The organism is Paenibacillus chungangensis, assembly GCF_042675905.1.
GTDB classification, from domain to species: domain Bacteria; phylum Bacillota; class Bacilli; order Paenibacillales; family Paenibacillaceae; genus Pristimantibacillus; species Pristimantibacillus chungangensis.
Window position 1 is genome coordinate 172187 of sequence record NZ_JBHTJZ010000004.1, and the last position, 19964, is coordinate 192150.

Genomic DNA, 19964 nt, shown 5'->3' on the forward strand with positions numbered 1-19964 from the left:
CAAGAACTCAGAGGAGGATTAACACAGTGAACAAGAGGAACAAGAAGATGAAAAACGCCTTATTGCTTGTGATGAGCTTCGTATTCATGATGACAGGGGTGCTCGGCTGCTCCAGCGATATGAATAAAGCGAACGATGCTGCTTCGGGTCAAAGCGGAAACGGCACTCCCGCACCGCAAGAGAAGGTGAAGCTGGAGATTTACTATGGCCTTGGCGGCAAGCTGGGCGAGACGATGGAGAAGCTGATTCAGGATTTCAACAGCAGCAGCGACAAGTATGAGGTTGTACCTGTCGTGCAGGGCGATTACGGTGAGACGCTGCAGGCTCTTCAAGCTTCGCTCGCGGCCAAGCAGCCGCCCGCCCTCGCCATTAACCGTTACCCCGAATTCATGAAGCTGGCGGCCAGTGATGTGCTGCTGCCGCTGGATGATTATATTAGCAAGCCGGAGTACAACAAGGACGACGTGCTGCTTCTAGACCAAGGTCTGTACGAAGGCGAGACGCTTGGTGTTCCCGCTTACGTCGCTTCCCAGATGATGTACTATCGTCAGGATGTCTTCGAGAAGTACGACATCGATTACGATGCGCTGGCAAGTTTTGAGGAGCTGGCCGAAGTCGCGAAGATGATCAAGGAGAAGGAAGGCATCTTCGGCTGGTCCGTCATGTGGTACGGCGAGCATATGATTGACTACGCTCGTTCCGCCGGGGGCGACATCGTCAGCGAGGACGGCAAGACGGTAACGATCGATTCCGAGGAATGGATCTATGCATGGGACAGCATCCGCAAGTGGATTCACGAGGACAAGATTATGGAGACCGTCTATGGCGGCAACGGCTGGGAATGGTGGTACAAGACGATTGACAACGTAATGAACGGGAAGTCAGCAGGCTATACAGGCTCATCGGGAGACGGCGGCGATCTGGACTTCACGCAGGTGGCGACAGGCATGCAGAAGGGCTTCATGGGCAGCAAGCCGAGACCGGTAGCGGTATCTGTCATGTTCAACTTGTTCAAGGATTCACCGAAGGAGCAGCAAGAAGGAGCCTGGGAATTCGTGAAGTTCTATACGGCAGCTGAGCAGACGGCTTATTGGGCGGTAGAGACAGGCTATATTCCGATTCGCGAGAGTGCAGTGAATACGGACATCTATCAAGCCAAGCTGAAGGAGAATCCTTATCTGTCGGTACCGCTGGAGCAGATTAAGACGAACGGCATTCCGCCTTACGTCGATCCAACCGGGGGCAAGATCTATGCGGAGATCGAGCTGGCGAAGGACAAGGTGCTCGTTCAGAACATGCCTGCCGAGCAAGCGTTGAAGGAAGCACAGCAGAAGGCGCAAGCAGAGCTTGATAAGGTGCTGAAGCCGTAAGCGGCGAGTAAGAGGGATACCGGATATATATCGCATTCATCCTATTTTAATTAGAGACAGGAGAGACAGAAGATGAGAGACAACATTGCATTGGCAGTATTTGATTTGGCGGGAACATTGGTACAGGACGATAACGGCGTAAGGGATTGCCTGCACCGCGCGGCGGTGGATTACGGGCTAGACGTGACGAAGGATGAGATCAGTACGCATATGGGCACGAACAAAATTCATCTGTATCAATTCCTCATTGCGCGGACGAAAGGGAACATCATCGACTTCAAAAACTTCGAGGTCGACATCGATCCGACGACGCATGACGAAGCCGTCAAGCTCTACGACAAATATACGGAATATATGATCGCTTACTACAAGGAGCATTGCAAGGAGATCGAAGGGGCTACCGAGACGCTGCAATGGTGCAAGGAGAACGGCATCAAAGTGGCGACGGGAACCGGCTTCCACCGCGACATTAACAATGTCATCATGGATACGCTCGGCTGGGTGAAGAACGGGCTGATCGATTACGCGGTCGATCTGGATATGGTGCCGGAGGGCAAGGGTCGCCCGGCGCCGTTCATGATCTTCAAAGCGATGGAGTACTTGAACGTGCAGAATGTACGGCAGGTCATCAAAGTGGGCGATACGCCTGCCGACATGCTGGAGGGCTACAACGCGGGATGCCGCGCAATTATTGGGGTCATGCAGGGATCAACTCCTATTCAAGTGTGGGGCAAGTATTACCATACGCATGTCATCAACACGGTGAAGGAGCTGCCGGAGCTGATTGCTTCCGGCAAAGTCGTATGAGAGAAGCGATAGAAAGCACGGCAAGCATCGGCATTGTGCTGCCGAAGCTGTTCCCGTTCCCGCAGGACAAGCCTGAGCGGATGCTGGAAGGATTGATGACGATACTGGAGGACCCCTTCTTCACGGCTGTGGAAGTATCGTACATTGCGGACCCGCGAACGCGCCTGCTGGCCAAGCAGTATATGCAGTATAGCGGTGTGGACATTCTGTTCAACGGCGGCGATGCATTCCGGGAGCTGGGGATTGACCTCAGCTCTCTGGATGCGGAGGTGCGAGTGGAATCCGTGGAACGGTGTAAAATGCTGGTCGACCATTGCTACGAGATGGATGCCCGCATTATGCATATCGTTACGGGGAAGTACGAAGGGGAAGACAAGAAGAGCCGGAATGTGGAGGCGTTCATGCTCTCCGCCATGGAGATCTGTCAGTACGCGAAGGAGCGAGCCTCATCTCATGGCTACGAGCTGTACATCTCGCTGGAGATCGGCGACCGCCATATGGACCGTCATTATCTGCTGGGGCCGACGCACGAGGCCGTCCATGTCGCCAGAACAATTCGCAGCCAGTACAATAACTTCGGCTTGCTGCTGGATCAGAGCCATCTGCCGCTCATGGAAGAAGATGCTGTGCAGTCGTTGTGGCTGGCAAAGGATGAGCTGACTCATATTCATATTGGAAATTGTTACATGAAGAACAGAGAAGCGGACTACTTCGGCGATAAGCACATTCCGTTCGGCGTGAAGGATTCCGAGGTCGGCGTAGATGAATTGACCGCATTTCTCGCTGCATTGAAGGAAATCGGCTTCTTCCAGCGGCCAAAGCCGACGCGGAGGCCGGTCGTGACGTTCGAGATGGGCCGGCTGGCCGACGAATCTCCGCGGCTGGTCATTGCCAATATGAAGCGCTTTTTCCTGGAAGCTTGGGCTAACGTCTAATTTAATGCAGAGGTAGTGGTTGAAGTGAACGTGTTAATTACGGGTTATTTCCCCGAGCAATCGAGGAAGCGCGTTATTGCCTGCTTCCCGGCCGACTGGCAGGTGCATATCGTGGAGCCTGAGCGAATCGGCTCATATATCGGGGAAGCGAGCGTGCTCATTCCCGAGCATATTGAAGTGAACGATGAGCTGCTGAATCAAGCGGTGGAGCTGAAGTTCGTTCAGACGGGAGCGGGCTTCGACAACGTGGACATTGATGCCTGCACCAGGCGGGGCATATGGGTGAGCAACGCCGCCGGCGTGAATGCGAATGCGGTGTCCGAGCATATCCTGGCGCTCGTCCTGGCGCATTACAAAAATATCGTATATCTGGACCGGTTCATGAAGAACGGCGGGGATGAGACACAGCTTGTCTATACCGGCGGCGAACTGAGCGGCAAGACGATCGGCACTATTGGCTTCGGAGCAATCGGTTCCCGTGTGGCCGAGCTGGCTCGCGCGTTCAGAATGAACGTGCTCGCCTATGATATTAACCGCAATCTGGCGAGCGTGGACGGCGTGCAGTTCGTGGAGCTGGACACCTTGGTTCGGAGCTCGGATATTATTACGACGAATATCTTCCTGAACGAATCGACGCGCGGCTTGGTCAATCGCGAGTTCCTGAAGAAGATGAAGAAGGATGCATTGCTCGTCAATACGGCAAGAGGGCCGATTGTCAATGAGGCGGATCTGATTGAAGCTCTGAAGAACGGGGAGATCGGCGGGGCGTGCCTGGATGTGTTCGAAGCGGAGCCTCTGCCGATGGGAAGCGAGCTTCGTTCGTTGAACAATGCCATTTTGACGCCACACACGGCGGGCATGCCGGACGGAACCAAGTTCCATGAGGTCAGGTACCGTTTCTTCCTGGATAATATGATGAGAGTGATGCGCGGCGAGACGCCGATGAACCATCTTAACGATATTCGGCTATAACATGATGAACCCCAGAGCGAATACAGGCGTGTGCCTTCATCGCTCTGGGGTTCATTGTGCCGTATAGCCGCCATCCAGTACGACTGCCTGGCCTGTCACGCCTCTGGCGCATTCGCCGGTCAGGAATAAGGCATAATCGGCGACCTCCTTCACTGCAAGCAAGCGCTGTTGCGGCACAAGCGGGTAGATGACCTCCTCCAGCACACGTTCGAACGGTACATGACGGGTATCCGCCAGATCTTGCAGCTGTCCGCGTACTAATGCGGTGTCTACATAGCCGGGGCATAACGCATTTACGGTTACACCGTGGGGCGCGGCTTCCAGGGCGGCGACCTTAGTGAGGCCGATAACCCCATGCTTGGCGCTGTTATAGGCTGACTTGCCGGCGAATCCTACAAGGCCGTTAATGGAGGACATATTCAGGATTCGGCCATAGCCTTGTCGCTTCATAAGAGGAAGGGCATGCTTGATGGCGATGAACGGAGCGGTGAGCATGAGCTTGATCATGAGTTCGAACTTGTCCGTTGGAAAATGTTCAATTGGGGCAATATGCTGAATGCCCGCATTATTGACAAGAACATCCAAGCGTCCGTAATGCAAGGACGCTTGGTTGATTAAGCGGATAATATCTTCCTCGACGGTCATATCTGCCGGGATGGCAACCACTTGGCAGCCTGTCTCTGCAAGCTGCTCTTCAGCGGCTGCAAGAGCGGCGCCTTCAAGGTCGGCCAGCACGACGGAACCGCCTTCTTGGGCGAAGCGCTTGGCCAGATGGAATCCGATGCCTTGGGCGGCGCCCGTCACGATAATGACGCGATTACTGAACATACGTTTTCCCCCTATCATGTAAAGCTGTTGGCTAGTCTAGTAAGCATTCATCACGACTTGCTCCGGCAATAGAAGCGGAGGCTCTGTCGTCGCTTGTATCTGATTAATGGTATAGCCTTCCGCAACCTCGACAAGCAGCAAGCCGTCAGTCGTCACATCGATGACCGCCCGATCGGTAATGATGCGGTGCACCACTTGTTTGCCGGTTAACGGCAGACGGCAAGCGTGGAGGATTTTCCGCTCATTCGCTTTATTGACATGATCCATAATGACGACCACTCTTTTCGCCCCGTGTACGAGATCCATCGCTCCCCCCATCCCTTTCACCATCTTCCCGGGAATGGTCCAGTTGGCCAGATCGCCGGAGCGGGATACTTCCATGCCGCCTAGAATAGCCAGATCGATATGTCCCCCGCGGATCATGGCGAATGAATCGGAGCTGCTGAAGTAAGATGCGCCTTCGACGGCGGTGACGGTTTCTTTGCCTGCATTGATGAGATCAGGCTCGACTTGATCCGGAGAGGGATACGGTCCGATGCCCAGCAAGCCGTTCTCCGAATGCAGGATCACTTGTTTGTCCGGCGAGATGAAGTTGGCGACTAATGTAGGCATCCCGATACCGAGGTTCACATAAGATCCGCTCCTGATTTCCTTCTCTGCCCGTTTCGCAATGCGCTCTCGCACCGATAATCGTTCACTCATGCCGATTCTCCTCTCATTCGTTAACGAGTTGTTAACCGCTCAATACGCTTTTGTTGCACAGCCCTGATGAGCTTCTGCACATAGATGCCCGGTGTGTGGACACGATCCGGGTCCAGCTCTCCCGTTTCCACCAATTGCTCCGTTTCTACAATGGTGGTTTTTCCTGCCGCCGCCATAATGGGATTGAAGTTTCGCGCAGTTTTGTGATAGACAAGATTGCCCATTCGGTCGCTTTGGTAGGCGCGTATGAGGCTGAAATCTGCTGTCAGGGCATGCTCAAGCACATATTCGGTATCATTGAAGACACGGGTTTCCCGGTCCTCTGCCAGTAGGGTGCCTACTCCCGCCGGTGTGTAGAAGGCTGGAATGCCTGCTCCGCCCGCCCTGATTCTCTCGGCCAGCGTACCTTGCGGTACAAGCTCTGCTATAATTTCACCGCTTAGCACCTGACGCTCGAACTCTTTATTCTCTCCCACATAGGAGGCGATTATTTTCGTGATCTGCCGATTCCTGAGCAGCAGACCGAGTCCCCAGTCGTCCACCCCGCAGTTATTCGATATGACCGTTAAATTTCGGATGCCGCTATCGGCCAATGCGATAAGCAGCTGCTCCGGAATGCCTACGAGGCCGAATCCGCCGACCATAATCGTCGCTCCGTCATGAATACCCTTGATGGCGTCCGAGCATGATGTTGCTATTTCCTTCAATAGGATCGACTCCCTTCTATGAAAATGCGTTCTCCACTATCGTTGCAATGCCTTGGCCGCCGCCGACGCACAACGATGCCAATCCGTAGCGAGAGCATCTGCGTCTCATCTCATGCAAGAGAGTGACTAACACCCGCGCTCCGCTTGCGCCGATCGGATGACCGAGTGCAATAGCGCCGCCATTGACATTGAAGATGCCGGGATCGATATCGAATCGCTTGGTGAAGACCAGCGCTTGCGCCGCGAATGCTTCATTGACCTCAATAAGATCGAGGTCATTCATGTGGAGACCCGCTCTGGCAAGCGCACGTTCAGTTGCCGGGATGGGCCCTAATCCCATGAGAGCGGGTTCGACTCCGGCAGTAGCGCTTGAACGAATGATCGCGAGCGGTCGCAGTCCGAGGGAGGCTGCTTTGGCCTCACTCATCAGAACGAGTGCCGCAGCGCCATCGTTAATTCCGGAAGAGTTGCCGGCAGTGACGTTGCCGTCCGGCTTGAATGCCGGGTGCAGCTTCGACAGAGCCTCCAAGGTGGTGTCTGGACGAGGATGCTCATCTGTATAGACGGAGAGTGGTGCGCCCTTCCTTTGCGGAATGTTGACGGGAACGATTTCATCTGTGAATTTGCCCGCTTCCCTTGCTGCCTTCACTTTACGCTGGCTGTCATAAGCGAAGCGATCAAGCTCCTCACGCGATAATCCATAACGCTCACATAGCTCGTCAGCTGTATTGCCCATGGGATAATCGTGCAAGGCGCATCGCAGCCCGTCATGCATCATGCTGTCTTGAATCGTCTGATTGCCTATGCGATAGCCGGAGCGAGCCCCGGGCATCAAGTATGGAGAGCGAGTCATATTCTCCATGCCGCCGGCGACGATAATGTCGCTATCCCCGCAGCGAATAGCATTGGCCGCCATACTGACGGCCATCAGTCCTGAGCCGCACACCTGATTAATGGTCACGGCGCGACTCTCGATGGGCAGCTCTGCGGCGAGTGCCGCCTGTCTGGCAGGATTCTGGCCAAGTCCGGCCTGTAGCACGTTGCCCATGATCGCTTCATCCACATCGGTTGAAGCGATTCCCGATTGTCGGATTGCTGCGGCAATGGCAGTCGTACCCAAGTGAATCGCGGATACATCCTTGTACATGCCGTTAAAGCTGCCGATAGCGGTTCGCACCGCACTCGTAATGACGACATTATGTGTTGTCAGCTTGATCATCTCCTCCGGACTGTCTCGCGGAGAGCAAGCGCCGCAGACTGTCGCCCATTTCTTCTACTGCTTGAGTAGAGCTGCTGTATTCGTAGTAGCCGCTACCGCTTTTGACACCCAGCTCGTTGTTAGCCAATTTCTCCATGATTGTTCCAGGTGTATCGCTGCTATTGCTCAATTCGGGGAATAGCCGGCCAGTCAATATGGCCCATATATCCAATCCGCCGAGGTCAGTAATTTCGAATGGCCCTTTACTGGCCCAACGAAGACCGGGTCCTTCTTTCACAACGGTATCAATCCCCTTGGCGTCAGCTATACCGCTTTCCAGCAAGAAGCAGGCTTCTCTTAGCAGAGCGGCTTGCAGACGGTTGGCAATAAATCCGGGAATATCCTTGTTCAGCACGACGGGGGTTTTGCCGCATTGCCGAAGCAGCGAGACGAGCTCTTCCAAGAGATGTGGAGGCGTATCGGGCATGCCGACAATTTCTACTAGCGGTATGAGATGCGCCGGATTGAAGAAATGGGCAATCATGAACCGATCTCGATAGGGCAGATCCTGTGCCAATGTCTGGAGTGAGAAGCTGGATGTATTGGAAGCGACAATGGCATCCCGCTTCATCATGGCGGATAGCCTCAGAAAGACTTCCCGTTTGACCGTCAATTGCTCGGGGACGCATTCTATAATGAGATCCGCATCTGCAACCGCTTTCAATAAATCGTCAGTCAGACAAATGCCGAGGCCCTCTCCGCTCAGTTGCGCTTCTACAGCATCGAGTCGCTTGCCGATTGGCTCATACAGGGAAACCTCGTACCGATAGTTCGCGAACAGGCGGGCGATCGTAAGACCCATCGTGCCGGCTCCTAATACGGCAATGTGCTTCAATCATTCCACCCTCCTTGGGTCGTTGTTTTCTTTCATTTTACATGAATCCATAATATAGTGATAATACATATATAGAATGGTATTTATTCCAATCATCTATAAGAGGTGCTGCGGATGGATTTCAGACAGTTGAGCTATTTTTTGGAAGTTGCCGAACGTGAGAGCTTCTCCAAGGCGAGTCAAGCTATTCATCTTTCTCAACCCACGCTCAGCAAAATGGTGAAGGGGCTGGAGGAAGAGCTAGGCGTGGTGCTGTTTAATCGTTCAACGCGAAGCGTGACGTTGACGGAGGCCGGGAAAGTGGTGCAGCATCATGCACAAGCTGTCATGAACGCTGCCCATAACCTGCAAACGGCGGTTGCCGACCTCACACAGCTTAAAGCGGGGAAATTCACATTGGGACTCCCGCCGGTCATAGGAGCCAGCTTCTTCCCCAAAGTCATTACGGAGTTTCGTAACAGGCATCCCATGATTACGATTCAGCTTGTCGAAGAGGGAGGGAAGCGGATTGAGCAGCTTTTGCAGGAGGGGAGAATTGATCTGGGGGTAGTTGTATTACCCGTGGACGATGCCTTATTCGAGATCGTTCCGATTGTGAAGCGGCAATTGAAGCTGGTTGTGCCAATCCAGCATCATCTAGCTCTTGGACAAGAAGTGAAGCTTGGCGATCTGCGTGACGAGTCGTTCATTCTGTTCCGTCATGAATTCAATCTGCACGACCGCGTGAAGGAGGCTTGTATACAGGAGGGCTTCGAGCCTCAAGTCGCTTACGAGAGCAGCCAGTGGGATTTCATCTATGAATTAATCTGTGCCAATCAAGGCATTTCCTTGCTTCCGGAGACGATCTGCGCGAAGTTCGATACACAGAAAGTTCGTGTCTTGAACGGTGTAGAGCCAAGCATTCAGTGGAATCTGGGCATTGTTTGGAAGAAGGATGGCTACTTGTCCCACGCGGCCAGAGGCTGGGTAGAGTATGTGAAAGAGGTTTTCTCTTAAAAAAAGGAAAGGTTTGGTTACAGTGAACAGAGTGAGTATACGTACAAGCTGAATAAAGGGAACAAATAAGGAACAAATAGGGAACAAATAGGGAACAGCGCTGCAGGGGATAAGTTATCCTTGCAGCGCTGTTCTCGTCATGGCTTAAATCATGCAGAACGTATGCGTCACTGCTGACTCCGTTGCTTTCAGGCACATACGGGCGCTAAGCAAGCCTTCCTCCAACGGCGTCCTCGAGACTTCCTTGCCTTGCATAATGCCGACGAAGTTCCTGGCGAGTGCGCCGTCGCCGCCGCCGTGGCCCGCCGAGTCGTCTATCGTCAGCTTGTGTGTTTCCACTCTTGGCGTGTGATGCATATATACGTTGATTTCATTGTCCTGCCAGTTAAACTCCAGCGTTCCCTTGTATCCGAGCAGGCGTGCGCCGCGTCTTGCCGCTTTCCTTCTTGCGAAGAAGTTCTGCGTGTAGACGGCATGCATGCCGCTCTCGTATTGAATGAGCGCGCTGCCGGAATCTTCATTGCCCGTATCCTCGCCGAAGCAACAGTAAGGTCCCAGATCCTCCCGACCGATTGTGCTTTCCGGACAGGTGTCTTTCTCGTCGCATGCTTTGCAGAGAAGCCCCGCAGGCTTATCGCCTTTGAAAATCTGCTTCGATCGCATTGCACTGATCATGACGGGCCGCATACCGAGCAGATAGTTGATGTAGTCGAAATCATGGGTAGCTTTCTGCAGAAACAATCCGTTCGTAATCCGTTCATCCCGGTACCAGTTATGAAAGTAGACGCCGCCGTAAGGAACATTGTTCACGGCCTGCCCATGCTCGATCGTGCCTAGCTTCCCGGAATCTATTATTTCCTTCGCGGTCTGTACCAGCAGCGTGTTGCGCAGAGGGAAGGATACGACGACTTGACTGTCGGACTTCTGATAGGCTCTCTCCAATTGCTCGAGCTGTTCGTAGCTGATGGCGACAGGCTTCTCCAGGAACAACGGAATGCCGGTGGGCAGCAGCTGGACAGCCATCTCGGTATGCAGATTGCAGCGGGTGCCGACGAGAACGCCATCGAGCTTTATAGCGCCTAGCATGTCCGGAATAGCGGGATAGAAGGCGGCACGCTTGACTTCATCGGGGTACTGCAACCTAATCTCATCTTCTCTGGGGTCTACAATAGCGGCTACATAGCATTCCGGATTCGCTTTTATGATCTCTTTCACCATATGGCGAATGCGATGTCCATACCCAATGACGGCCAATTTCATGCGGGAAACCTCCATTAGTTTTCATGTTAGGGCTAGTATAGAGAATTCATGCGAAGGTGTCTTTATCAAAAAGTACAATTATTTTAGCATTATGCCTCGGAAGCCGCCTTAAACAAGGGGATAATCCTCCAATTCAGAGTTCTGGCGGCTATTGACTATACCTTCGGCGCGGCAACCAGTATAATGGACGAATGTGGTAATTTGAAAATGTAGCAAAGGGTGATGGTATGATGATTCCTGGTATGCTGTCTGTTACTTTTCGAAAGCTTGCACCTCAAGAGATTGTCACGTTAACGAAACAGGCTGGATTGCAAGCAATCGCTTGGGGAAGCGATGTGCATGTGCCGGCAGGAAATCTCGAATTGGCTGCAGAGGTGGGCAAGCTGACGACCGATGCGGGCTTACAGGTGGCGGCATATGCCAGCTACTATAGGTTGGGCAGCGGGGAAGGCGAGGATTTCGATCAGCTGGCAGAGACGGCTGAGTCGCTAGGCACGAAGGTGATTCGGGTATGGGCGGGAAGCTGTGGCTCGGCGGAAGCGGATGAGACGACTTGGGATCGCGTGTCCGAGGATGCGAGAAGAGTAGCGGCGATTGCGGCATCAAGGAGCATGACGGTCACGCTGGAATATCACCAGAATACGTTGACCGATACGCTGGAGAGCACATTAAAGCTGTTGCAGCTTGTGCCGGAACCGTCGTTCACTTGCGATTGGCAGCGTTTGCACGAAGGAGAGTCGGAGTTATTCAGGCAAGAGATTGAAGCGCTGCGCGGCCGTCTTTTTAACTTGCATGTGTCCTATTATCAGGATCGTGTGCAGCAGCCGTTGGCCGCCGGTGATCAGGCATGGCTGTCGCACTTTAAGCAAGTGAATACATTCGGAGGCTCGCGTTATGCGTTAATCGAATTTGTAGCGGACGGAGAGCCGAAGCAGTTTCTAGAGGATGCAGCGACGCTGTTGGCATTGATCGGCGAGGCAGAGGCCGTTTCCGCCCGTTCGTAAGCCGTGAATGGTCGGCGGTAATGAACGGAACCGAGCACACCTAAGGAACCGGCGTTCCGCTATCCCGTGGATTCCAGAATGCTGCCAAATCTTTGAGCGGGCTGCCGTTATGGTCGGCAGCCTGTCGTCATGAAGCTATCGGTTCTGATAGCTTAAAGCTTTCTTTGTTGAAGGCCCTGATGTATATAGCTATTCCAGTCTCTACTTCATCTGTGCTGATCTATAAGAATGGGGTTACCATCAGGATCTTCAATTGTAAAACTGGCAGGTCCTTCGCTTGTTTCATCTGCTTCAGACAGTATTTTAATTCCTTTTGCTTTAAGCTGTTTTTGAATATCTCGAATGTCCGTATACGAATCAAGATTTTTACCATTTTCATCCCAACCTGGATTAAAGGTCAGAATATTCTTTTCAAACATTCCTTGGAATAGACCAATGATACAACTTTCATTCTTCATAATGAGCCATTTTTGAGTAATATCGCCACCTAGGACATGAAAACCTAGATTTTCGTAAAATAATTTTGATTTGTAAATGTCTTTTACACTTAAACTTACAGAGAATGCGCCCAGTTTCATATTTCCTCCATAAAAAAATTGGTTATTGCATAAAGTATACAACATTACCTTGTTGAACACATGTTTCGCTCAGTATTGTAACCATGGAAGCAACTATTATTCAAACAGATACCCTCAAAAGTTATTGCACTATCGCCTCCCGTTAGCGTAACGGTTGTTGATGGATGAGAGCAACCAAAGCCGCCGCGGTTTCTTTTAAGCGGCCTTTGGCATTTGTTGCATCAATAGGTTCTAACCAACCAAAACCGTCAGATTCGTAGCGAGGGAAGACGTGCATATGATAGTGGGTTAAATCATTGAACTTTCCGTTGTTTTGAAGGATGGTAATGCCTTGCGGTTGAAAATGAGATTTTAGTAGCTTAGCGAGGAACCTAGATGTACGCATAATATCAATTGCCGTAGCTTCATCTAAGTCATCGACATCGTGAAAGTGCTTCTTAGGCAGGATCAGCATGTGCCCTTCATTTAATGGAGCGATATCTAGAATGCAAGTGACCCGATCATTTTCAAAAATAATATTAGTTTCAATCTCTTTATTGGCTAGCTGGCAACCTAGACAAGTACGTTCGGGCACATTTCTTCCCCCCTCAGTAAGAAGACGGCTAAAGTAGCGAATGTCCGGACCGCCGTTTCTCGTTTATAAGACCTTTAACTCGCCGTTCCAGAAGTAATAGATATCCTCTCTTTTGAAGCCGTACGCTCCGTTCACATGCTTTATGTGCGGCTCAAATGTAAATAACTCCGCTTCTCCAATCTTCCTCGTATTTCCTCGTTCAAAATAACTTCTTTCTTCTTTATGAAATTCAATGGTATGTCCGAGGTTTCCTGCGAAATCGAGGTTCACGTAACCGAGTTGTTGGATCGCCTTGTTCAAATAAAGATAGACTTCCTCAAAGGTCTTTTCTGGCTCAATATACGCTTTAAACATACGGTGTAGCTGCTTCTCAGTATGTATCCCATGCCCAAACTCATCTGCAATAAAGTTTGGTTGGCATAGAAGCTGCTTTTCATCGACCACACTCCCATCGATCACAATAAAGGTACGGGCATAGTCTCCCCAGAATGCGTTGATCTCCGGACTCAGATCGACCGTCACAATGTCGTTCTTGCCTACTTTTTGCTCCGACGGCCGGTAAACCCTCCCTGATTCAGAAATGTTTGTTCTCGTTCCCACTTGAACGAAAGCCCCGATATTGTAGTACCAAAAACGCTCTACCCCGTTTTCACTTAAAATATCCTCCGCTTTAATTACGATCTCACGTTCAGTTATCCCCTCTTTAATGAAAGCTCCTAGTTCTTCCATTGAACATTTTGCAATCGATTGAACATATAGATAGTCTGATAAGTGCTTCACAAGTTATCTCCACCTGGGTTAAACTTTGTAACTTTCACATATCTCATGCGTTAGCTACTTAATTATTCGGGTTCAACGAATGTAATCCTTCAACTCAGCTCATTAATGTACACTCCCCCGATAGCTTAACGATTCTGCAGGTCATGCCGGCAGCATCGTCATCGGGTATTTATTGAGCTCTCGTCTTTCGTTAGTTCAACATACGCTAAAAATGAACTGGTTATCGTTATATTGGGGTAATATATTCAATTGTTGGTCCAAAAAACATTCCCGCTATTATGCGCCTAATCCAGTAGCAACCTCAATATTTATCGTTGCTTGCCCTCATTCCCATAGCACTCATTACAGCTTCAATTTTTTCTGCAGTGGCTCCATAATACTCGTTTCGCTCATCTCGAGAAACCTGTGCTTCCGATACTTCCAGTTTCCTAGCTAACTCCGATTGAGTCATATTTATATTAGTAACGTTCTAGTCCAGCCATGGAAGCTCAAATCGTCTACCGTCGCTCAGCACAACGAAGCCGTCCTTGTCAAAGGAAATTGTCCTGCCATCCGGGTCAGGTTTGATATCCACCGTCTGCCAATCTCCAGTGCTCCATTGCTCCATATCAACCGGTGCCATCCAAAGTTGCGACGATTGGGTTGGTAAATGATGAGACAAGATGCTCATAGCTCCCAGAGAATGGGACACCTGGATATCGAGAAATTGGACCTCGTAAATATTTTGTTCAAATAGAAGGTGAAACGCGCCATCTGGTGTTAATGCGCCAATACGAATATCGGCACCTAATGATTCGAGTTCCTCGTCCTTGTTGGGCGGGTGCAGTAATACAATTCTCGTTTGCCATTTCTCCAAGTACTGGTATAGCCACCCTGATTCCAATATTTCACCTGACTGACCGTCAAAGATGGTAAGATCGGTTAACCCTGATGACGGGAATTCATTCCATTGCACATAAATGTTGTTGTCTAGCCAACCAAATTTGTGGCATAAAATGGATTCGTCAGGGTTTAAAACGTTCATCTCCTGTCCAGACTCCACATCTAAAAGCGATATCTCACATGGAACTTGGCTTAAAGCACCTTTACTCTCCTTACGATTATAGAGTAGATGGCTGCCGTCCGCCGATATGGATGCTTGGAACTTATTCATGTTAGGGTCGCCTAATGTCTTGATAATGCCTTCGCGTTCCCGAGTGAATAATTTGTTCTGCCACTCGTAAACCATACCCACACTGGATTCGCCGATAATAGTACTCTCAGCCAAATTCAATTCGACTGGTTGCGAAGGTGTTGGCTTAGCGGTATCCGTGAACGTTGCTGGTGTTGTAGGCGTTACGGGAGACGGTAGAGCTGTCTTTACGGACTCGTCTCCGCTGTTCACACAGCCAGGTAGTATACTTGCAATAAGCATAATGACTACAAATTCCTTAACCTTGCTGAATGCCACCCCATCATCCCCAGTCCGCTCATGCCGCAAATATCGGCACAATTTTATAAAGTTCAATAAAGGTGTAAGTATTTATCTCACGCAAATAAAATCATGGATACAGGCTGCTATCATTTTCTGCAGCAAGTCAAAAGTTGCATGGTCTTTTCAATATGGTTTTCCAATAGATCTATCCCCCATAGTTCAGTTGCATTGCGTTCCCCCTGGTATGGTAGTGCAAGGATTGACCGCTTCCACAGCTTATCTCTAGAATTTTTTTGCTGGATATCATCAAAAAGCTGGCACTTTTCTTCTGAGAAAAATGTTCCATAAAACGGAAGTGTGGTCGCTCCTAACACATCATTTCCTATGCATCACTCGAGTGTATGCGGCCAACACTGGGAGACGAAAATGCGGTTATGAGTAGATTTAGTGCAGGATTCCTACACTGGAGCACCGAAAAGGGGCGTGCGAGCAGTAATAGTGTAGGAATCCTGCATTGGAGCATCGAAAAGGGCGTGTGTACAGGGAGAGAGTAGGACGCCGACGCTGTCAGGCGTTTCTCTTAAATCGCAGGCATCACATTGCCGCCGTTGACCGGTATGTAAGCGCCGGTAATATAGCTTGCCAGATCGGAAGCGAGGAAGGCGACGGCATTCGCAATTTCCTGATCCGTACCCCTGCGCTTCAGAGGGACATGCTGCGAATAGCCGGGTTGGTCTTCCGAGTTGATCGCCCGGTCAGCATCGCTAATCGTCCAGCCCGGCGCTACCTGATTGACAGTAATCTGATACTCTCCTACTTCCTTCGCCAGCACGCGGTATACCCCGTCCATTCCACGCTTTCCGGCTGTATAGGCGGATTGAGTGGGGAAATTTTGCATCGCGCATTCCGTATTGATGCCGATGAACCGGCCGTTCTTACGCGTAATCATGCCGGGGATGAACGCTTTCGCCAGGTAGACGCTCTGCATGACGCAAGACTCGAACTGGCTCTTGTAATCGTCGGGAGATTGCTCCAGCACGGATGTCCACTGATATTGAATGACCGCATTGGCCACGACGATATCCACATGGCCCAATTCTTGCTCTATCTTCTCCTTCATGCTCTGTATATGGGTTTGATCGGTGATGTCCGCTTGCACGATAAGTGCTCGTCCGCCCATGCCCGCAATTTCCCCGGCCAACTCCTTCGCCTTTGCTTCGTTACGGTTGTAATGCAATACAATATTCGCACCGCAGCTTGCCAGCGTACGTGCCATGACTCTTCCCAGATTGCCTGTTGCCCCGGTAATAAGGACCGTTTTGTCGCTCAGATCGATTTGCATGGTGGCGTCACCTCAGTTTTTGGATTTATTTTCAAACTCATTGTAGTGAGTTAACATTCAATAAGTCAATAACTTTATTTTTGTTAGTTAAATAAACGCAGTAACGGTGCGGGATTCCGGAATTATGTGAAATTGTTAATCTTCGCCTGACTTGGACCTGTGATATAATTTTGCGGAAATGATGAGCGTGCAATTGCAATAGACACAAATGGATGAACTCAGCGGAGGCCTTGAGCTTGCATAGCGATCTCATGTCCGTCTGCGCAATGTTCATAACAGCTTGGGAGGTACGATCATTTGAATCATTGGACAAGGAAGAAATTATTCATAGGAACGCACAGTATAGCCATGACACTTGTATTATTCTTATTATGCATGGCGCCAGCTGCCTCTGTCGCGGCGGCGGAGCAAGTGAAGGTGGCGGAGAATATCTCTATTAGCATGAACGGAGAGGTAGTGGAGCTTAACGATCCGCTATTGCTCAAGGAGAAACGGCTGTTCGTGCCGGTAGCAAGTGTAGCCAAGCTGTTCGGCGGAAAGGCGGAATGGAACGGAGATAATCAGGAAGTGACCGTTAAGACGACGCTGGGAGATAGCATTGTATTTGGCGTAGACATTCCGATCGTATACTTTAACGAGGGCCGATATGTGTTGGAGGATCTCCCGTTCCTGGAAGCGGGCCGCATGTACTTGCCGCTGCGCCAGGCAGCGGAATTGATGCATGCGACCGTGAAGTGGGATGAGGAAGCGCGGGTAGCAGAGCTGGTAGCGGTGCCGCTCGCCGTCATATCCGAAGAGTATGGCTTTGCTGACGCGGTGAAGGAGCATGGCTTCAGCGAGCAGGAGTTGCTGCAGCGCAACGGGCTGGAGAGCGAGGACAGCATAGAGGCAGGAGCGAAGCTGCGTGTCGTCGTGCCTTCTGTACTGGACAATGAAGCGAAGCCATTCACAGAAGAAGAATTCATGTTGTTAGCGAAGCTGACCCAAGTGGAATCCGGCTACGAATCGTACGAAGGGCAGCTGGGCGTGGCCAACGTCGTCTTGAACCGAGTGAAGGATTCCCGGTTCCCGGGAACGATTCGCGATGTCATCTATTCCGGACGGCAGTTCCCGCCGGCTCATAACGGCCTGCTGGATAAGAGCAAGCCGAACAAGAGCGTGCTGCGCGCGGCCAAGGATGCGCTGAACGGCAAGAACAACGTAGAAGGCGCGCTGTACTTCCATAATCCGAAAGTATCCAAGGGCAAGTTCTGGTCCAGTCTCGACAGTGTTGTTACGATCGGGAATCACCGGTTCGCGAAATAATGCATGGAAGCCGATTATCACGCTTATGAAGCGGATGATCGGCTTTCTTTTTTAGCTTTCTTTCTAATGATTCATTTTTCTATATTCGCCTGGAGGATAGCCGGTAAATTTCTTGAAGTTGCGAATGAACGAATTGACGCTTTGGTAGCCCACGTTCTGTGCGACCTCCTGAATTCGCATGTCTGTTTTTTTCAGCAGGCCGATTGCGATTTGCATGCGGTAAGTTTGCACATATTCACTAAAGTTAACACCCATCTTCTCTTTAAAGTAAGAAGAAAGATATGAAGGGGTTATCTTTAATTGTTCTGCAAGAATAAGCAGGGAAATGTCTTCTCCGTAGTGGTTGTCCACATACTTAAGCACAAAGTCGCACACCGGCTCAATTCGCTCCCTCTTCTGGGCGAGAAGCTCGCATGCTGTGCGGGATAACAGCCCGAAGTATGCTTCGTATTGTTCGAGCGTGAACAATTGCTGCTCTTCATATCGGCTCAGCTCTTCAAAATGTAGTTGCTCAACAGGCGTAAACACTTTCATCAGCTGCTGCTTGAATGCGGCGGCAAGATTTGTGAAAGAGGCAAGAGGCGCTTGCTTCTTGTGCAAGTGAACAAGAGCTTTTCTCCCGATGAGCCATAGTTCCTCTTCATTGCCGGCCTCGAGATGGGTTGCGATCTCAGCTCGCTCCCAATCGTCACGCAAGGGTTCAGGAGTACAAGCATTCTCCGCAATAATTTGGGCATCCATGCCGAGTGTTCGCTGCTCAAGCCTCATCATAATATTCTCGTAGGAAGAAGTGAATGCCGCCGGGTCGGATTGATAAGGACTCGCGGCAATGGTCGTCAAATAATAGGCATGATCCAATTCCATCATGACTTTGAATTTCTCCAGATGGTCAGTGATGTGACGTTGTTCTCCTTCCTTGGGGAACAAGATGCATAGAATAATTTGACGCTCCATTTGAAGGGTCAACAGGTCACTGTAGCTTTTGGCCAAATGCGCATGAACCAGCTCTTTAATGTAATAGGATGCTTTTTGTTCATCAGTGCCTGACGGAAGCGTATGGTTGCTCCGATAGAGAATATGAAATCCGATAAGGATAAATGGTTTTGTTAATTCGGGCTGGATGTTGAAGTCGCTTTGCCGGGTATGAATTTTCTTTAAGTAATTTATATAGACAAAGTTTTTGAGCAGTGATTTCTTTTGGGTTACTTCCTGTTTGATATCCTGATAGGCCCGCATCATTTCCTGCACCTTGTCTTGCATGAAGTCCAGCTCTTTAATCTTGCTTTTTCTTGGCTTGGACACAACTTCTTGCCGAATCACCTTCAGCAGCTCGTGAATAGGTGTATTTAGATTTCTGGTAAAGTATAAGGATAATCCTAAGCTTAGCGCACAGGAAAGAGCCAAAAATCCAATAAGAATCCCGTTTAGCTGGGTGAATTTGGATTCGATAAGCACCGTTGGGATAACGCTTACATAGGTGAGCTGGGATTCCGGACCTTTCCGATAATAGTAATAGTGGTTTCCTTGCTTCACGTATCCATCCCTGATCGTTGTCGCCTGCAAGGCCGGCATAGGAGAGTCTTCGATGTTGCGAGATGAGAATACTGGATTGTCTTCCTCGTCGAATATATAGAGGTCCCCGTCTCTTGCAGGCTGGTAGAATGTATTGAACATTTTTCCAGAATCCAGCAGCATAATTAATGAGAAACGATCGTTAAAACGGTTTTTAATAAGTATGGGCAGATAACTTCCTACGCTCTGCGAAGATATCCCGACATGAGAATGAAATTCTGACTCCGGAAACAGCTTGTAGCTATAGGGGATGCTAAGCTGATTCAACCAGAAATCTTGTGTGTATACGGGATGTTCATAGTATTTGGCGAACATTTCATTGAAGGAGCGGGTTCCATCTTTCTCGATAACGATTCCGCTATCCGGCAGTAAGTAGAATATGTTATGGATCATCATGTTGGTGTCCGACAGAGAGGCTTGCAGGCTTTTCCAGATCTGATATATAAAATCGTAATCGGCGGAAGGTTGGGCTGCGTTTATGAACACATTTACCTGATCGTTGACAAAGAGATTCATGCCGAATTTTTTAGCATATTTCAAATGCGTTTCGTAATTATTGACAGTGGTGACGAAATTGGACAGGTGAGCATCGAGGATTTCTTTTCGGGCATGCCGAAGAAAATAAACGTTGGACGCAAAACTGAAGGAGACAAGCATCATAATAATGACTAAAAAACTAGTAAATAGTTTCAGAAATATGGTTGTGTTCGTTGCTCTCATCATGA

At 50.1% G+C, this 19964-nt stretch carries 21 protein-coding genes; 8 read left to right on the forward strand and 13 right to left on the reverse strand.

All coding sequences use genetic code 11. The features are described from left to right. Positions 1-26: 26 nt before the first annotated feature. The 4 genes from ACFQ2I_RS01560 (at position 27) to ACFQ2I_RS01575 (ending at position 4084) form a co-directional block, all read left to right on the forward strand. Complete coding sequence (locus ACFQ2I_RS01560) at positions 27-1370, forward strand: ABC transporter substrate-binding protein (RefSeq protein ID WP_377561703.1); 1344 nt, start codon at positions 27-29, stop codon at positions 1368-1370. Positions 1371-1442: 72 nt separating this feature from the next. Further along, positions 1443-2177: an HAD hydrolase-like protein gene (locus tag ACFQ2I_RS01565; protein WP_377561704.1), complete on the forward strand. Its 735-nt coding sequence runs from the start codon at positions 1443-1445 to the stop codon at positions 2175-2177. Further along, complete coding sequence (locus tag ACFQ2I_RS01570; RefSeq protein ID WP_377561705.1) at positions 2174-3112, forward strand: sugar phosphate isomerase/epimerase family protein; 939 nt, start codon at positions 2174-2176, stop codon at positions 3110-3112. The genes ACFQ2I_RS01565 and ACFQ2I_RS01570 overlap by 4 nt, the downstream gene beginning before the upstream one ends. Before the next feature lie 24 nt (positions 3113-3136). After that, complete coding sequence (locus ACFQ2I_RS01575) at positions 3137-4084, forward strand: NAD(P)-dependent oxidoreductase (protein WP_377561706.1); 948 nt, start codon at positions 3137-3139, stop codon at positions 4082-4084. A gap of 51 nt (positions 4085-4135) precedes the next feature. Here ACFQ2I_RS01575 and ACFQ2I_RS01580 read toward each other — a convergent pair whose 3' ends face one another. The 5 genes from ACFQ2I_RS01580 to ACFQ2I_RS01600 are packed head-to-tail and all read right to left on the reverse strand — an operon-like array spanning position 4136 to position 8414. Then, entirely contained in the window at positions 4136-4912 is a 777-nt protein-coding gene (locus ACFQ2I_RS01580) for a 3-hydroxybutyrate dehydrogenase (RefSeq protein ID WP_377561708.1), read from the reverse strand. A gap of 36 nt (positions 4913-4948) precedes the next feature. After that, the gene (locus ACFQ2I_RS01585) at positions 4949-5614 is read right to left on the reverse strand and encodes a 3-oxoacid CoA-transferase subunit B (RefSeq protein ID WP_377561709.1); all 666 of its coding nucleotides are present in this window, start codon (positions 5612-5614) and stop codon (positions 4949-4951) included. A 20-nt stretch (positions 5615-5634) separates the two neighbouring features. Continuing rightward, positions 5635-6321, reverse strand: coding sequence for a CoA transferase subunit A (locus ACFQ2I_RS01590; protein ID WP_377561710.1), 687 nt, complete (start codon positions 6319-6321; stop codon positions 5635-5637). 16 nt (positions 6322-6337) lie between these two features. After that, a complete protein-coding gene (locus ACFQ2I_RS01595; protein WP_377561947.1) occupies positions 6338-7531 on the reverse strand; it encodes an acetyl-CoA C-acetyltransferase in 1194 nt (397 codons plus the stop codon). Further along, positions 7518-8414, reverse strand: coding sequence for a 3-hydroxyacyl-CoA dehydrogenase family protein (locus ACFQ2I_RS01600; RefSeq protein WP_377561711.1), 897 nt, complete (start codon positions 8412-8414; stop codon positions 7518-7520). Before ACFQ2I_RS01600 ends, ACFQ2I_RS01595 begins: the two co-directional genes overlap by 14 nt. 114 nt (positions 8415-8528) lie before the next feature. Between ACFQ2I_RS01600 and ACFQ2I_RS01605 the strand changes: the two genes are divergently transcribed. Next, positions 8529-9410 carry a LysR family transcriptional regulator gene (locus tag ACFQ2I_RS01605; protein WP_377561712.1) on the forward strand — a complete coding sequence of 294 codons (882 nt, stop codon included), beginning with the start codon at positions 8529-8531 and terminating at the stop codon, positions 9408-9410. A gap of 144 nt (positions 9411-9554) precedes the next feature. Here ACFQ2I_RS01605 and ACFQ2I_RS01610 read toward each other — a convergent pair whose 3' ends face one another. Then, positions 9555-10670, reverse strand: coding sequence for a Gfo/Idh/MocA family protein (locus ACFQ2I_RS01610; protein ID WP_377561713.1), 1116 nt, complete (start codon positions 10668-10670; stop codon positions 9555-9557). 227 nt (positions 10671-10897) lie between these two features. On the opposite strand from ACFQ2I_RS01610, the gene ACFQ2I_RS01615 reads away from it, so the two are divergent. After that, positions 10898-11674, forward strand: a complete 777-nt coding sequence (locus ACFQ2I_RS01615; RefSeq protein ID WP_377561715.1) for a sugar phosphate isomerase/epimerase family protein — start codon at positions 10898-10900, stop codon at positions 11672-11674. 206 nt (positions 11675-11880) lie between these two features. Here the strand turns inward: ACFQ2I_RS01615 and ACFQ2I_RS01620 are convergent, their stop codons facing one another. From ACFQ2I_RS01620 to ACFQ2I_RS01645, 6 genes are all read right to left on the reverse strand, one after another. Then, complete coding sequence (locus ACFQ2I_RS01620) at positions 11881-12252, reverse strand: VOC family protein (protein WP_377561717.1); 372 nt, start codon at positions 12250-12252, stop codon at positions 11881-11883. Positions 12253-12394: 142 nt separating this feature from the next. Next, positions 12395-12826, reverse strand: coding sequence for an HIT family protein (locus ACFQ2I_RS01625; RefSeq protein ID WP_377561719.1), 432 nt, complete (start codon positions 12824-12826; stop codon positions 12395-12397). 63 nt (positions 12827-12889) lie between these two features. Further along, entirely contained in the window at positions 12890-13606 is a 717-nt protein-coding gene (locus ACFQ2I_RS01630) for a M24 family metallopeptidase (protein WP_377561721.1), read from the reverse strand. Between the two features lie 301 nt (positions 13607-13907). After that, positions 13908-14057 carry a helix-turn-helix domain-containing protein gene (locus tag ACFQ2I_RS01635; protein WP_377561723.1) on the reverse strand — a complete coding sequence of 50 codons (150 nt, stop codon included), beginning with the start codon at positions 14055-14057 and terminating at the stop codon, positions 13908-13910. An 18-nt stretch (positions 14058-14075) separates the two neighbouring features. Beyond that, a complete protein-coding gene (locus tag ACFQ2I_RS01640; protein WP_377561725.1) occupies positions 14076-15056 on the reverse strand; it encodes a hypothetical protein in 981 nt (326 codons plus the stop codon). A 544-nt stretch (positions 15057-15600) separates the two neighbouring features. Beyond that, entirely contained in the window at positions 15601-16362 is a 762-nt protein-coding gene (locus ACFQ2I_RS01645) for an SDR family NAD(P)-dependent oxidoreductase (protein WP_377561727.1), read from the reverse strand. Between the two features lie 297 nt (positions 16363-16659). Here ACFQ2I_RS01645 and ACFQ2I_RS01650 point away from each other — a divergent pair, with 297 nt between their 5' ends. Then, positions 16660-17667 carry a cell wall hydrolase gene (locus tag ACFQ2I_RS01650; RefSeq protein ID WP_377561728.1) on the forward strand — a complete coding sequence of 336 codons (1008 nt, stop codon included), beginning with the start codon at positions 16660-16662 and terminating at the stop codon, positions 17665-17667. Positions 17668-17730: 63 nt separating this feature from the next. Here ACFQ2I_RS01650 and ACFQ2I_RS01655 read toward each other — a convergent pair whose 3' ends face one another. Continuing rightward, positions 17731-19632: a helix-turn-helix transcriptional regulator gene (locus ACFQ2I_RS01655; RefSeq protein WP_377561729.1), complete on the reverse strand. Its 1902-nt coding sequence runs from the start codon at positions 19630-19632 to the stop codon at positions 17731-17733. Here ACFQ2I_RS01655 and ACFQ2I_RS01660 point away from each other — a divergent pair. Further along, positions 19624-19911: a hypothetical protein gene (locus ACFQ2I_RS01660; protein ID WP_377561731.1), complete on the forward strand. Its 288-nt coding sequence runs from the start codon at positions 19624-19626 to the stop codon at positions 19909-19911. The genes ACFQ2I_RS01655 and ACFQ2I_RS01660 overlap by 9 nt on opposite strands. Positions 19912-19964: the final 53 nt, after the last annotated feature.